The organism is Bacillus pretiosus (assembly GCF_052947655.1).
Genome location: NZ_CM129593.1, coordinates 12,501 through 27,500, shown reverse-complemented (window position 1 = coordinate 27,500; position 15,000 = coordinate 12,501). Strand labels below are relative to the sequence as shown.

The 15,000-nt window shown below is 38.6% G+C and carries 14 protein-coding genes, 1 tRNA gene, 2 rRNA genes, 1 other RNA gene and 1 other annotated feature (2 of these 19 running past the window's edge); of the genes, 4 read left to right on the top strand and 14 right to left on the bottom strand.

Features of this window, described 5'->3' with window-relative positions:
- From recR to tadA, 5 genes are all read right to left on the bottom strand, one after another.
- Positions 1–336, bottom strand: partial view of a recombination protein RecR gene (gene recR / locus ACU8YW_RS00135; RefSeq protein ID WP_446894025.1) — the 5' portion only. Its footprint begins 261 nt before the window's first position; only the first 336 of its 597 coding nucleotides appear in the window; the start codon lies at positions 334–336; its stop codon lies off the left edge, out of view.
- A gap of 14 nt (positions 337–350) precedes the next feature.
- Positions 351–677 (bottom strand): YbaB/EbfC family nucleoid-associated protein, encoded by a 327-nt coding sequence (locus ACU8YW_RS00130; protein WP_170771173.1) that lies wholly within the window; start codon positions 675–677, stop codon positions 351–353.
- A gap of 25 nt (positions 678–702) precedes the next feature.
- Positions 703–2,391: a DNA polymerase III subunit gamma/tau gene (gene dnaX, locus ACU8YW_RS00125; protein ID WP_000121581.1), complete on the bottom strand. Its 1,689-nt coding sequence runs from the start codon at positions 2,389–2,391 to the stop codon at positions 703–705.
- A 132-nt stretch (positions 2,392–2,523) separates the two neighbouring features.
- An RNA gene (gene ffs / locus ACU8YW_RS00120) (signal recognition particle sRNA large type) lies at positions 2,524–2,788 on the bottom strand.
- An 80-nt stretch (positions 2,789–2,868) separates the two neighbouring features.
- A complete protein-coding gene (gene tadA / locus ACU8YW_RS00115; protein WP_002108901.1) occupies positions 2,869–3,369 on the bottom strand; it encodes a tRNA adenosine(34) deaminase TadA in 501 nt (166 codons plus the stop codon).
- Between the two features lie 107 nt (positions 3,370–3,476).
- Between tadA and ACU8YW_RS00110 the strand changes: the two genes are divergently transcribed.
- The 3 genes from ACU8YW_RS00110 to ACU8YW_RS00100 all read left to right on the top strand — a co-directional run bounded on the left by ACU8YW_RS00110 (position 3,477) and on the right by ACU8YW_RS00100 (position 5,448).
- Positions 3,477–4,016 (top strand): cysteine hydrolase family protein, encoded by a 540-nt coding sequence (locus ACU8YW_RS00110; RefSeq protein WP_000798743.1) that lies wholly within the window; start codon positions 3,477–3,479, stop codon positions 4,014–4,016.
- Between the two features lie 125 nt (positions 4,017–4,141).
- Entirely contained in the window at positions 4,142–4,777 is a 636-nt protein-coding gene (locus tag ACU8YW_RS00105; RefSeq protein ID WP_000148207.1) for a deoxynucleoside kinase, read from the top strand.
- Between the two features lie 2 nt (positions 4,778–4,779).
- Positions 4,780–5,448, top strand: a complete 669-nt coding sequence (locus tag ACU8YW_RS00100; RefSeq protein ID WP_001053583.1) for a deoxynucleoside kinase — start codon at positions 4,780–4,782, stop codon at positions 5,446–5,448.
- A 35-nt stretch (positions 5,449–5,483) separates the two neighbouring features.
- On the opposite strand, the gene ACU8YW_RS00095 is transcribed toward ACU8YW_RS00100, so the two are convergent.
- From ACU8YW_RS00095 to guaB, 7 genes are all read right to left on the bottom strand, one after another.
- Positions 5,484–5,876: a sigma factor-like helix-turn-helix DNA-binding protein gene (locus ACU8YW_RS00095; RefSeq protein ID WP_000364198.1), complete on the bottom strand. Its 393-nt coding sequence runs from the start codon at positions 5,874–5,876 to the stop codon at positions 5,484–5,486.
- A gap of 166 nt (positions 5,877–6,042) precedes the next feature.
- A tRNA-Ser gene (locus ACU8YW_RS00090) sits at positions 6,043–6,135 on the bottom strand.
- Positions 6,136–6,291: 156 nt separating this feature from the next.
- Positions 6,292–7,566, bottom strand: coding sequence for a serine--tRNA ligase (gene serS, locus ACU8YW_RS00085; RefSeq protein ID WP_048543009.1), 1,275 nt, complete (start codon positions 7,564–7,566; stop codon positions 6,292–6,294).
- Positions 7,567–7,617: 51 nt separating this feature from the next.
- Positions 7,618–7,839: a binding site (T-box leader), on the bottom strand.
- A gap of 54 nt (positions 7,840–7,893) precedes the next feature.
- Positions 7,894–8,484, bottom strand: a complete 591-nt coding sequence (pdxT, locus tag ACU8YW_RS00080; protein WP_000238772.1) for a pyridoxal 5'-phosphate synthase glutaminase subunit PdxT — start codon at positions 8,482–8,484, stop codon at positions 7,894–7,896.
- 18 nt (positions 8,485–8,502) lie between these two features.
- Entirely contained in the window at positions 8,503–9,390 is an 888-nt protein-coding gene (gene pdxS / locus ACU8YW_RS00075) for a pyridoxal 5'-phosphate synthase lyase subunit PdxS (RefSeq protein WP_000186157.1), read from the bottom strand.
- A 161-nt stretch (positions 9,391–9,551) separates the two neighbouring features.
- Entirely contained in the window at positions 9,552–10,859 is a 1,308-nt protein-coding gene (dacA, locus tag ACU8YW_RS00070; protein ID WP_446894108.1) for a D-alanyl-D-alanine carboxypeptidase DacA, read from the bottom strand.
- Between the two features lie 113 nt (positions 10,860–10,972).
- Entirely contained in the window at positions 10,973–12,436 is a 1,464-nt protein-coding gene (guaB, locus tag ACU8YW_RS00065; RefSeq protein ID WP_000264076.1) for an IMP dehydrogenase, read from the bottom strand.
- Between the two features lie 115 nt (positions 12,437–12,551).
- Between guaB and ACU8YW_RS00060 the strand changes: the two genes are divergently transcribed.
- Positions 12,552–13,553 (top strand): YaaC family protein, encoded by a 1,002-nt coding sequence (locus ACU8YW_RS00060; protein WP_088061445.1) that lies wholly within the window; start codon positions 12,552–12,554, stop codon positions 13,551–13,553.
- A 34-nt stretch (positions 13,554–13,587) separates the two neighbouring features.
- On the opposite strand, the gene rrf is transcribed toward ACU8YW_RS00060, so the two are convergent.
- Both rrf and ACU8YW_RS00050 read right to left on the bottom strand, forming a co-directional pair.
- Positions 13,588–13,703 (bottom strand): 5S ribosomal RNA (gene rrf / locus ACU8YW_RS00055).
- Between the two features lie 48 nt (positions 13,704–13,751).
- A 23S ribosomal RNA gene (locus ACU8YW_RS00050) occupies positions 13,752–15,000 on the bottom strand; it runs 1,673 nt beyond the window's last position.

Sequence of the window (15,000 nt, the reverse complement as noted above, 5' to 3'; positions counted from 1 at the left end):
AGAAATCGCACCACGTAACACATGATATACACCTTGATACTCTTTCATCTTTTCCATTGCGATTACATCTTTCGGTTCCTGCACAACACAAACAATCGACTGATCTCGATGCGAATCATTACAAATATAACAAGGATCGCGGTCAGTAATATGTCCGCATACAGAACAATACGCTAAATCTCGCTTCGCATTCACAAGTGCTTTTGCAAAACCTAACACATCATCTTCTTTCATATCTAATACGAAAAATGCCAATCGAACCGCTGTTTTCGGTCCGATTCCTGGCAACTTCATAAAACTATCAATTAATTTCGATATCGGTTCTGGATAATGCATATATCAGTATCCTCCTAGAACATTCCACCTGGTAAGTTTAAGCCTTTTGTAAATTTACCCATTGTAGAGTTTGAAAGTTCATCAGCTTTTTTAAGTGCATCATTCGTTGCAGCTAACACTAAGTCTTGTAACATTTCGATATCTTCTGGATCTACAACTTCTTCTTTAACTTTCACTTCAAGAATTTGCTTATGACCATTTGCAATAACTGTGACCATACCGCCGCCAGCTGTACCTTCAACTGTTTTTTCGCCAAGTTCTTCTTGCGCTTTTGCCATATCTTTTTGCATCTTTTGCATTTGTTTCATCATATTATTCATATTTCCCATTCCGCCACGCATCATAATTAATTCCTCCTAATTATTATTACTCTTTTATTTCAATAAGTTCTTGTCCTACTAATTTTACTGCCTCTTCTATAAGAGGATCTTCTTTTTTCTCTGGGCTTTCTTCAGAATTCTCGCCTTCACGCTGTAAAAAATCTTCACGGATTTTACCCCATTCACTTTTTGGAATGGCAATCATATTTAATCTTTTACTTAACAGTTCAAATAAGGCTTGTTCCACTGTATCCATAGCTTCTCGGTTCTCGCTTGCCATTTTACAGTGAATCTCATATTGAAACGCTAAAACGTAAGTATCATCCGAAGCCGCTACCGGTTCGCTATTTTCTAATAAAACAGCAAACGCTACTTTGTTGTATGATTTGAGTCTTCCTAACAACTCACCCCACACAGCTTTTAATTGTTCTAAATCCTGACGCTTTGCTTGCTTTAACACTTCATTTACGCGTCCAACAGGAATTTTCATACTACCTGTACGCACTGGCTTTGGTGTTGCACGTGTCTCTCTGACTTCTTGCTGCACACCAGCCGGCACACCATTCTTTTTGACTTGTTCTAACTCTTTCTCCAATTGCTGCATCCTGTTCATAATTGCTTGTAAACGATCTGCACCGTTCGCTTGCATCATAAACTGTTGACACAGTTGTACCATAACAACTTCTAAGAAAATTCGCGGATGATTTGTCCACTTCATTTCCTGTTGTCCCTTACTAAGCGTATGAATGATTTCATAGATTACTTCCGGTTGCATTTCTTCACTTAACATCCGGAATTGCTCATCTACCATTACTCGTTCCAACATATGTTCCAGTTGTGGTGAGGTTTGATATAAAAGCATATCGCGATAATAGTAAATGAAATCCTCCATAAAACGAACTGGATCTTTCCCTTTACCCATCATCTCATCTATGATACGTAATGCTCTTGATACATCATTTTCACGTATACATTCTACTAAGTTACCTAAGTATTGCTGGGAAACAGAACCTGTCACAGCTAATACATCTTCTGTCGTAACTGTCTCATCACTATAAGATATTGCCTGATCAATAAGACTAAGCGCATCACGCATACCACCTTCAGCGGCACGTGCAACAATTTGTAACGCCTCATCTTCTACTTGCGTACCTTCATTCGTCACAACCGTCGATAATCTCTCAACAATATCATTTACTGATATTTTTCGAAATTCAAAACGCTGGCAACGTGAAATGATTGTAGGCGGAATCTTATGCGGTTCTGTTGTCGCCAAAATAAAGATGACGTGTCCTGGCGGCTCTTCTAACGTTTTTAAAAGCGCATTGAAGGCACCCATAGAAAGCATGTGGACTTCATCAATAATGTATACTTTATATTCTACAGCACTTGGAGCATATTTTACTTTATCTCTAATATCTCGAATTTCATCTACACCGTTATTTGAAGCCGCATCAATTTCTAATACATCTGAAATAGATCCTTGTGTAATCCCCAAACAAGAAGGACATTCATTACAAGGTTCAGCTACCGGAGCATGTTCACAGTTGATTGCTTTTGCAAATACTTTTGCAATTGTCGTTTTTCCTGTTCCCCTCGGCCCAGAAAATAAATAAGCATGTGAAACTTTCTCTTGAAGAAGGGCATTTTGCAACGTTTTTGTCACGTGCTTTTGACCAACTACATCTTCAAATTTTTGCGGTCTCCATGTTCGGTATAACGCTTGGTATGACACGAAAATACGGCCTCCCTCAAAGGTTATTATCTTATTTATTATAACCCATTCTGTTTATAGATTCCAAAAGTTATTTTCTATACAAAAAACCCACCTTAGTATTAAGGTGAGTTTTGTATACATATATAACTGCCGTGCACCTTCTGTCGATTACGTACCATAAGCGTTACTCAAGCAGTTAGCTCGGTTCAGGCACTCCTGCGGCACACGAGAAGACCCGCTTATTGCTGCTTCCTTCCGGACCTGACAAGGTTCACGGGGTCCCGTTGCGCAGGACCCAAACGTCAACACCACTTACTTAAGGCAGACCTTACAGCAGCATAACCTCGAGAAGGGATTCGGCCTCGCTAGAGCGGATTGCGAGTATAGGGCACCGCTACCTCCCCGCTTAGCACGGCAAAGTTAAAACCAATATTCGGTTGCCTTCATTAAAAGGCATTATCAGTATAACTTGTTTTTTTACAAAATGCAAATACGTTAATTCTCGTTACTTTTCTCTAATTTTTTTATCGCTTTTCTTTTTTTACGAAGCTCTCTAAAAAAGTTTGTTAACAAAGTACCGCATTCTTCTTCTAATACACCAGCAACTACCTCGCATTGATGATTAAAGCGTTCATCCGTTAAAAGATTCATCAAAGTCCCTGCACATCCACCTTTCGGATCACTTGCACCATATACAACTCGCTTCACTCGTGATAAAACAATTCCACCCGCACACATCGGACAAGGCTCTAATGTTACATATAACGTCGCATCTTCTAAACGCCATGTCCCTAATTTTTTGCACGCCTCATCAATAGCTAATAACTCAGCGTGAGCTATTGATCTTTGTTCAGTTTCTCTTAAATTATGAGCAACACTAATTACTTCACCATCTAACACTATAACTGCACCAATCGGTACTTCTTGTATTGCCTCTGCTTTTTTAGCCTCTTCTATTGCTAACTGCATAAAATAAATATCTTGATCGTGTTCCATACCATAGTCCTTTCGCCTAAAATAAAATACACTTTTTTCCATTTACTGCACATGGGATAACTTTTACAAATTCAATCCACCCTAATAAAAAAGAGAGGGGATTACATATGAAGAATACTGCCTTACTCATTATCGATATGATTAATGATTTTCAATTTTCACACGGGCCCACCCTAGCTAAAAAATGCGAAATTATAACAAACCCTATTTTACAATTAAAGAAAACAATGAAATCCTTTGGCTACCCCATAATTTATGTTAATGACCATTATCAACTTTGGAGATCTGATATTGACCAACTAATTACTCATTGTACAAATGAGTATAGTGAAAATATCATTCATAAGATTGCTCCAAATACTGATGATTACATTTTTATTAAACCACATTACTCTGCTTTTTATGAAACACCTTTAAATTCCTTATTGGGCTATTTAAAAATAGAAAATCTAATATTGACAGGAGTCGCCGGGAATATATGTATCCTCTTTACAGCTAACGATGCTCATATGAGAAATTATACACTGTATGTACCACAGGACTGTATTGCCTCTAATCATGATCAGGATAATCTGCATGCTTTAAAAATAATGGAAGCCACATTAAAAGCAAATATAGTACCGTCATCTCAAATAAAAATTAATTAATACATATATTTATTTTCTAACTTTTTATATCAAATTAACCCGCTCGCTTCCCTCCTGTGCTACAATAATTCTGTTTTGTGTTTTTAGTAGTCACGGTAAATCACTGATTGAAAGGAGGAAACAGCGTGACCGGAGTACCATTTATCACGGTTGAAGGACCAATTGGTGTTGGAAAAACCTCACTTGCGAAGGCAATTTCAACTCACATGCAACTCCACTTACTAAAAGAAATTGTTGATGAGAATCCTTTTTTAGGAAAATTCTATGAAGACATCGACGAATGGAGTTTTCAAACAGAGATGTTCTTTCTTTGTAATAGATACAAACAATTAGAAGATATTAACATAAAGTATTTGAATCAAAGGAAACCAGTAGTAGCGGATTATCATATATTTAAAAATTTAATTTTTGCATCCCGTACATTAAAGAATTCTCAATATGACAAGTACATGCAAATCTATCGTATCCTTACACAAGATATGCCTGTACCAAACGTTATCGTTTATTTAACAGCTAGCTTGGAAACATTACAAACACGAATTGCGATGCGCGGAAGAGAATTCGAAAAAAACATGGATCCAAATTACTTACTACAGCTCACAAAAGATTACGAAACAGCAATGGATACTTTTAAAAAAGATCATCCAGATATCCCAGTATTAAAATTTAACGGAGACGATATGGATTTTGTAAAAAATCCTGATGATTTAAACGTCATCCTATCCGCCCTTCAAAATACTCTCTTAAAGGAGTCGGAATAACAATGAATTTAAGGCAAAAATATGATATACCAAATGACGCAGTAATCACTATTGCTGGAACAGTAGGTGTCGGAAAATCAACTATGACAACTGCATTAGCTAACGCTTTAGGTTATCGCACATCATTTGAAAAGGTAGATTCGAACCCGTATTTGGACAAGTTCTATGCTGATTTCACACGCTGGAGCTTCCACTTGCAAGTGTACTTTTTAGCAGAACGATTTAAAGAACAAAAAAGAATTTTTGAATACGGTGGCGGTTTTGTTCAAGATCGCTCTATATATGAAGACACTGGAATTTTTGCAAAGATGCATCATGAAAAAGGTACAATGACGGAAACTGATTATGAAACATACAAAGGTTTATTTGACGCTATGGTCATGACTCCTTACTTCCCTCATCCTGATTTATTAATTTACTTAGAAGGTTCTTTCGATGATATTGTTGATCGTATCCAAGAACGCGGACGTCCGATGGAACAACAAACACCAATTGAGTATTGGAAAGAGATGCATGGCCGTTACGAAAACTGGATTAATAACTTTAATGCATGCCCTGTTTTACGATTAAACATTAATGAATACGATATTTTAAAAGATGGTGATTCAATCGAACCAATCATTAAAAAAATTGGCCATTTTTTAAAACAAACACGTAAACTTGTAAAATAAAAAACCCGTGCATACGCACGGGTTTTTCTATTAAATTACTTCTTTTTTGTCGGAGCAATAATTTCACTCTCAGGTTTTCCAGCGTTAATACGCTGACGAACAGTACTTGTACTAATATCGTATGTTTCAGCAATCTCTTTAACAGTCATTTCTTTCCCGTTAATCACTGCTGTTAATACTTTACCTGTACGTTTTGGAGCTGCTTCTTTCTTTACAGCTGCTTTTTCAACTTTTTTTGGCGCCTCTACTTTTGTCGCAGTTTGCTTTACATCACAAGTGCAACCACAAAGTTTACGGAATGTATCATCGCTTATAATGCGTGACACATTTGCACCACTGTTTAAAATTCTATTGTTCTTACAGACAGGACATTGTACATAATATAAAGTTTTTCCATCTAAAGGAAACGTTTGTATAATAAGATCCATGTTGACTCCTTTCATATCTATGAAGATAATCATCGGAATATGAGTGTGTAATAAGGACAAAATCGCCTTACACCATACTTTATGATTGGTTTTAAAATAAAAACTCGTTACGTGTTGGTAACGAGTTCTCCAATCTCCACTTATATGCGCTGTTGTCAATTATATCTGGAGGAGGTAGAGGGATTCGAACCCCCGCGCGACTCTCGCCGCCTGTCGGTTTTCAAGACCGATCCCTTCAGCCAGACTTGGGTATACCTCCATATTGACATCAAATATAATATCAAAAGAAAAACAGTTAGTCAACCCTACTAAAATAAATTATGAGGAAAGGAAAATTTTACTTTTCCTCTCCTACATTATAGTACTGACAACGCTCATAATTACCAATCACTCATACCGATGAATGTTTATAAATTTACTTAATAACTGTTTTTCCTCCCATATAAGGGCGAAGAACTTCTGGAATTATAATTGTACCATCTTCTTGTTGGTAGTTCTCTAAAATAGCTGCCACCGTACGTCCAATTGCAAGACCAGATCCATTTAATGTATGAACATGTTCTGGTTTGCCGTTTGGCTCACGACGGAAACGGATATTTGCACGTCTCGCTTGGAAAGCCTCAAAATTACTACAAGAAGAAATCTCACGATATGTGCCATAGCTTGGAATCCATACTTCGATATCGTATTTCTTCGCTGCTGTAAATCCTAAATCGCCTGTGCACATGCTCATAACGCGATATGGCAACTCTAATAATTGTAACACGCGTTCTGCATCATTTGTTAGTTTTTCTAACTCTTCATAAGAATCTTCTGGTTTTACGAACTTTACAAGCTCTACTTTGTTGAACTGATGCTGACGAATTAAGCCACGTGTATCACGGCCAGCTGAACCTGCTTCAGAACGGAAACAAGAGCTAAATGCAGCATATCGTATAGGCAGTTGCTCTTTATTTAAGATTTCATCACGGTGCATGTTCGTTACAGGTACTTCAGCTGTTGGAATTAAGAAGTAATCTTCACTTTCAATACGGAATGCATCTTCTTCAAATTTCGGAAGTTGTCCTGTTCCTGTCATACTTGCACGGTTTACCATATACGGAGGTAATACTTCTTCGTATCCATGCTCGTCAGTATGAAGATCAAGCATAAAGCTAATTAAAGCACGCTCTAATCTCGCGCCAGCACCTTTATAGAATACGAAGCGGCTTCCTGTTACCTTCCCAGCACGCTCAAAATCTAAAATTCCTAAATCTGTAGCAAGATCCCAATGTGGTTTTGGTTCAAAAGCAAATTCTTTCACTTCTCCCCAATTACGTGCTACTACATTATCATCCTCTGTTTCACCAATTGGAGCAGATTCATGAGGTATATTTGGAATAGATAACATTAATCTTTCTAAATCTTCTTCAACTGTACGAAGTTCATTATCAAGATCTTTTACTTTTTCTCCAACTTCACGCATTTCTAGAATTAGAGCTTCTGCATCTTTCTTTTCACGCTTCAATACAGAGATTTGTTGAGATACTTCGTTACGTTTACTTTTTAATTCCTCTGTTTGAACAAGTAATTCTCTTCTTCTCGTATCCAGCTCTTCAAAACGACCAAAATCAGTTAAATCTTCGCCTCTATGCTGTAACTTTGCTTTTACTTCTTCAAAATTTGTACGTAAAAATTTAATATCAAGCATTATATACTCCTCCTTTTATTTTATAAAACACAAAAAACTCCCGTCCCTATATAAAGGGACGGGAGTTAACCCGCGTTGCCACCCTAGTTGAAAGCATTACCGCTTTCCTCTCAAGTAGAAATAACGGCTCTTCACCGGGAATGTTTACTAATCATAAAGATATTCCACATTCCATTCCAGGATGGATTCACAAACTGTTTCTATCGATTTCCACCAACCATCGACTCTCTATAAGAAACGGCATTTGTTACTACTTCCTATCAACACGCTTATTTTATAAAATTGTTACCATCAATTTACTATAATCTTATACAAGTTGCAAGTTACTTATACAACTTTTTTCATTTTCGCTTCTTTTACCATTTCTACAAAGTATGCTGTCACACGATGATCATCCGTTAATTCTGGATGGAATGAAGCAGCTAAAAACTGATTTTGTTTTACTGCTACCATTCGATCACCATGTGTGGAAAGTACTTCAACATCATCAGCTACATTTACAACATACGGAGCACGAATAAATACACCAATAAATTCTTCTCCTACACCTTTAATTGACAGTGCGGCTTCAAAGCTATCTTTTTGGCGTCCGAACGCATTGCGCTCTACTGTAATATCCATAGCACCAATATGTGCTTCTTCATAGCCAATAAGTGTTTTTGCAAGAAGAATCATACCTGCACATGTACCAAACATTGGTTTACCAGACTTCGCGAATGTACGAAGTGGTTCCATGAAAGCATACTTATCAATAAGACGGCGCATTGTTGTACTTTCACCGCCTGGTAAAATAAGACCATCAATCTCTTCAAGTTGCTCTATACGCTTTACAACAACAGCTTCTGCACCACTTGCTTCAACTGATTTTATATGCTCACGAACTGCACCTTGAAGACCTAGTACACCGATTTTCACCATTTTAAAGTTCTCCTTCAATTACCATCCACGCTCTTGCATACGTTGTTCTGGTAATAACGTTGAAATTTCGATACCTTTCATCGCATTACCTAATCCTTTAGAAAGGCTTGCAATTAGTTCGTAATCCTCATAATGTGTCGTCGCTTCAACGATTGCGCGTGCAAATTTCTCTGGATTCTCTGATTTGAAGATACCAGATCCAACAAATACACCATCTGCACCAAGTTGCATCATTAACGCTGCATCTGCTGGTGTTGCTACACCACCTGCTGCGAAGTTTACAACTGGCAAACGACCAAGGCGTTTAATTTCAAGTAGTACTTCATAAGGAGCACCAGTATTTTTTGCATATGTCATTAACTCATCTTCACGTAGACTTGCAACTTGACGGATTTCTGCATTGACTTGGCGCATATGACGCACTGCCTCTACAATGTTTCCTGTTCCTGGTTCACCTTTTGTACGAAGCATAGATGCACCTTCTGCAATACGACGTGCAGCTTCTCCGATATCACGGCAACCACATACAAACGGAACTGTGTAATCACGTTTATTTAAATGGTATACTTCATCAGCAGGAGTTAATACTTCACTCTCATCGATATAGTCTACCCCTAATGATTCTAATACACGTGCTTCTACAAGATGACCGATACGGCATTTTGCCATAACCGGAATTGAAACAGCGCCCATAACTTCTTCAACGATTGTTGGGTCTGCCATACGAGAAACGCCACCTGCTGCACGAATATCTGCTGGTACACGCTCTAGTGCCATAACAGCAACTGCGCCTGCCTCTTCTGCAATTTTTGCTTGTTCAGCGTTAATTACGTCCATAATAACGCCGCCTTTTTGCATTTCTGCCATTCCACGTTTTACACGTTCTGTCCCTGTTACATTTGTCATGTTACAAAAACCCCCCTAGGTGAATTGCTTTTCCCCGTTAAAGGCGAAAATTAAGAATACTCTTACATTCTACCACTAACTATCAGATGCTTGTCTACTACTTTTTCATAAAGTCGGTATGAAAAATAGGAATAAGAAAAAGCCCCTACAATGAGGAGCTTTTAAAACCAACCTTTTACTGTATCAACAGCACTATTCCATATACCACTAAAGAAAGAACCAATTCCGCGCATAGAGCGAGTAAACCAATTCGCTTCCTCTACTGCAGACGTTGTTACAAGATCTATTTGTAATGACTTACCAGATAAAAATCCAGGATCATTCGCATCTTTTGGTGTGATTACCATTTGGCCAAGTGCAGCTCCCTTTTTAATAGGTGCTTCTTGTCCCTTATTTGCTTCTTTTAATTCTGTTTTATAAACATCTTTACTTCCTTTTGGCACCGGAAGTGAAACAGCTTGTTTTGTTTGAACTGCTACATCTTTATCTTTAGCATTTTCTACTCGTACTGTTTCTTGTCCTTTTACTGAAGAATCTTTTTTATACATTTGCTTCATTTCAAAGTTAGCAAATCCATAATCATATAGCTTCTTTGTTTCATCAAAACGTGCTGTATGAGAACTTGTTTTAATAACTACAGAAATAAAACGCATTCCGTTTCTTTCAACCGTACCAGTGAAGCAATCCCCTGCTTCTGGAGTCGAGCCTGTTTTCAGGCCATCTACGCCATCATATTCTTTCACTAAGCCCTTTAACATCCAGTTCCAGTTCGACATTGCAAACTTCTCTTTTTCTGGACGGAATTCTTTTTTCGGGATTTTTGCTGTATCTAACACTTTTGGATAATCTTTAATTAAATGTTGTGCTAAAGTTGCAACATCCTTTGCAGACATTTTATTTTCTTCATCCGCTGTTGTTCCTTCAGGATGCATTCCCTTTAAATCCTTATTCGTTAAACCTGTAGAATTGACAAATTTATAATTTTTCAACCCTAGTTCTTTCGATTTATCATACATCATTTTTACGAAGTCTACTTCTTTACCTGCAATTGCTTCTGCTAATGCAATTGTTGCACCATTTGCAGAAAAGATTGCCATTGCTTCATATAACTCTTTTACTGTATAAATGCCACCTTTTTCTAATGCAACATTTGATAAAGAAGCATCTTGTGAAACTTTATACGCATATTCAGAAACCTTAATTTTTTGATCCCACTTAAGTTTTCCTTTATCCACTGCTTCATGAACTAAATATTCACTCATCATCTTTGTCATACTAGCAATTGATAATAATTCATCTGCATTCTTTTGATATAAAATTTTCCCAGAATTCGCTTCAACTAAAATTGCTGCACCTGCTTCAATGTTTAAAGCAGCTCCTGTTTCTGCTGATGCATTGCTATATGGTAACAACATACTACAAGCTAGTGTAAGCATTGTTACTAAAGCAATGAATCTTTTGCAAAACATACCTTTCACTTTTGCTACCCCCAATATCTATGTACTCACATAACCGTTATTCTAACATAATCAAAAAAAAATAGACAGAGATATCAAATCTCCGTCTATTTGTATATAAGACATTACAATGAGTAGTTTGGAGCCTCTTTTGTAATTTGTACGTGATGAGGGTGGCTTTCACGTAAACCAGCACCTGACATACGAATGAATTGTGCATTCTCACGTAAGAATTCTAAATTCTGAGCTCCGCAATATCCCATACCGGCACGTAATCCACCAACTAATTGATGAACTGTATCGGCTAAAGGTCCTTTATATGGTACTCGACCTTCAATACCTTCTGGAACAAGTTTTTTATTTCCTTCTTGGAAGTAACGGTCTTTACTTCCTTTTTCCATCGCTCCGACAGAACCCATACCACGATATACTTTAAATTGACGACCTTGATAAATTTCAGTTTCTCCAGGGCTTTCAGCAACACCAGCAAACATACTACCTAGCATAACAACGTGTGCTCCTGCTGCTAAAGCTTTTACCATGTCACCAGAGTACTTAACACCACCATCAGCAATAACTGGAATACCGTGTTTACGAGCTTCTGTTGCACAATCATAAACTGCTGTTAATTGTGGTACACCCACGCCAGCTACAACGCGTGTCGTACAAATAGAGCCTGGTCCAATACCAACTTTAACTACGTTTGCACCTGCTTCAATTAATGCTTTCGTTGCTTCAGCAGTAGCAACATTTCCAGCGATAATATTTAGTGATGGATATTTCGCACGAACTTCTTTCACTTTATCAATAACACCTTGAGAATGTCCATGAGCTGTATCAAGTACGATTGCATCTACGCTAGCTTTTACTAATGCGTCGATACGAAGCATAGCATCAGCCGTTACACCAACCGCTGCTCCAACTAATAAGCGTCCTTGCTTATCCTTCGCAGAATTTGGGAATTCAATTACTTTTTCAATATCTTTTATTGTAATAAGCCCTTGTAATACACCGTTGTTATCAACGAGAGGGAGTTTTTCAATCTTGTACTTTTGTAGGATCTTTTCAGCTTCTTCCAGCGTTGTACCAACTGGAGCTGTAATTAGCTTTTCTTTTGTCATTACGTCGGAAATTTTGATTGAGTAGTCTTGGATAAAACGCATATCACGGTTTGTAATAATACCAACTAATTTTCGCTCGTCTAAATTATTTACAACCGGTACACCTGAGATACGGTATTTTCCCATAAGATGCTCTGCATCATACACTTGATGTTCTGGAGTTAAAAAGAAAGGATCTGAAATAACGCCACTTTCAGAACGTTTTACTTTATCAACTTGCTCCGCTTGTTGTTCAATAGACATGTTTTTATGAATAATTCCTAAACCGCCTTGACGAGCCATTGCAATAGCCATATCAGCTTCTGTTACTGTATCCATTCCTGCACTAATTAACGGGATATTTAACTGTAAGCTTTCAGATAAAACTGTTTTAACACTTACTTCTCTTGGTAGTACATCTGACTTTGCTGGTACAAGTAATACGTCATCAAAAGTCAAACCTTCTTTAACAAATTTAGATTCCCACATAATTGTTCCCCCCATGATACCAGAAATTATTATTAGTAGCTTATCAATTGGTTAAAATACTGTCAAGGACGTATATATATGTTAGAATTTTTAGACAATAAAAGGAGCGTAATATATGCATCAAACACATTGTACTTGGCAGCAATTAAGTTTCTTCTTTTCATCTCAAAATGTACAACGTTATCTTGCCCGTTGCTATGAAAAATCCTCCATACAAGATGCTGAAAAAAAAAGTTTCGAAAATTGTTATCCCTTTATTTATTACTTAGAACACGGGAAAAACTATTATGAATTATATAAGGTAGCCCCCTTTTCGATTCAGCCAATGTTATTGTTTTATGGAATGAGCCAACTTTTTAAAGCCTGCTTACTAACTATTGATCCTAACTATCCAGAATCCACTACTGTTTTAGCTCATGGTGTTACGACTCGTAAACGAAAAAAACAGGGGTATCAATTTTTAGAAGATGAGGTGAAGGTGCAAAAAAATGGATTATTTACTCATATTGCAGAACAGCTGTTTCACATGAAACACTTAGAAGCAGAGAAGTTTAACATGCTAGATCTAATGGGAAATATTCCCGAATTACAAAATTTATTTCGCTATAGTCAAAGGGGGGCCACTTTATATAAAATCGATTCAACAAATACAAATGAACTTTCCTTTTCGGTCAACATACTAGATCGACTCCATATGACTACAGAAAGATTTTCACGTTACATTGAATCAACTTGTAAGCATTTATCCATACAACATGTTCCTGGGAAAACGAGCGGATCGAATCTGCTTTTTACAGCTCCTATCCAGTCGTGGAACCCTATATATAGTACGCCTTTATACTACGAATATCTTGCTGATACTTATTACTTACCAATTCCAATTGACCCGAGAAATCCTAAACCAGTATTACCTGAACTTCTTGTTCATTATTTATTGCTCTACAATTTAAGTATGATTTCTAGATACGAAACAGATTGGTGGTATGATTTACTTGGGAGCTATGGCTCTGAAGATTATCCATTTATTTATCAATTTCTTACTATTTCTGCTCAAAAAATCCCTTACTATATTTCGTCTTTTTTACTAACAGAACCGAGCCTATTTCATGGGAAATAAAAAAACACAAGTCAAAAGACTTGTGTTTTTAATTGCTTGGCGACGTCCTACTCTCACAGGGACAAGGTCCCAACTACCATCGGCGCTAGAGAGCTTAACTTCCGTGTTCGGTATGGGAACGGGTGTGACCTCTCTGCCATCATCACCAAACTATGAAGGCATATTCCTTCAAAACTAGATAACATTGCTACATATTATATGGTTAAGTCCTCGATCTATTAGTATTCGTCAGCTCCACATGTCACCATGCTTCCACCTCGAACCTATCAACCTGATCATCTTTCAGGGATCTTACTAGCTTACGCTATGGGAAATCTCATCTTGAGGGGGGCTTCATGCTTAGATGCTTTCAGCACTTATCCCTTCCGCACATAGCTACCCAGCTATGCCCTTGGCAGAACAACTGGTACACCAGCGGTGCGTCCATCCCGGTCCTCTCGTACTAAGGACAGCTCCTCTCAAATTTCCTACGCCCACGACGGATAGGGACCGAACTGTCTCACGACGTTCTGAACCCAGCTCGCGTACCGCTTTAATGGGCGAACAGCCCAACCCTTGGGACCGACTACAGCCCCAGGATGCGATGAGCCGACATCGAGGTGCCAAACCTCCCCGTCGATGTGGACTCTTGGGGGAGATAAGCCTGTTATCCCCGGGGTAGCTTTTATCCGTTGAGCGATGGCCCTTCCATGCGGAACCACCGGATCACTAAGCCCGACTTTCGTCCCTGCTCGACTTGTAGGTCTCGCAGTCAAGCTCCCTTATGCCTTTGCACTCTACGAATGATTTCCAACCATTCTGAGGGAACCTTTGGGCGCCTCCGTTACACTTTAGGAGGCGACCGCCCCAGTCAAACTGCCCACCTGACACTGTCTCCCGGGTCGATAAGACCCGTAGGTTAGAATTTCAATACAGTCAGGGCGGTATCCCACCAGCGCCTCCACCGAAGCTAGCGCTCCGGTTTCAATGGCTCCCGCCTATCCTGTACAAACTGTACCAAAATTCAATATCAGGCTACAGTAAAGCTCCACGGGGTCTTTCCGTCCTGTCGCGGGTAACCTGCATCTTCACAGGTACTATAATTTCACCGAGTCTCTGGTTGAGACAGTGCCCAAATCGTTACACCTTTCGTGCGGGTCGGAACTTACCCGACAAGGAATTTCGCTACCTTAGGACCGTTATAGTTACGGCCGCCGTTTACTGGGGCTTCAGTTCAGAGCTTCGCTTACGCTAACCCCTCTCCTTAACCTTCCAGCACCGGGCAGGTGTCAGCCCCTATACTTCGCCTTACGGCTTCGCAGAGACCTGTGTTTTTGCTAAACAGTCGCTTGGGCCTATTCACTGCGGCTTTCCGTTAAGAAAGCACCCCTTCTCCCGAAGTTACGGGGTCATTTTGCCGAGTTCCTTAACCAGAGTTCTCTCGCACACCTTAGGATTCTCTCCTCGC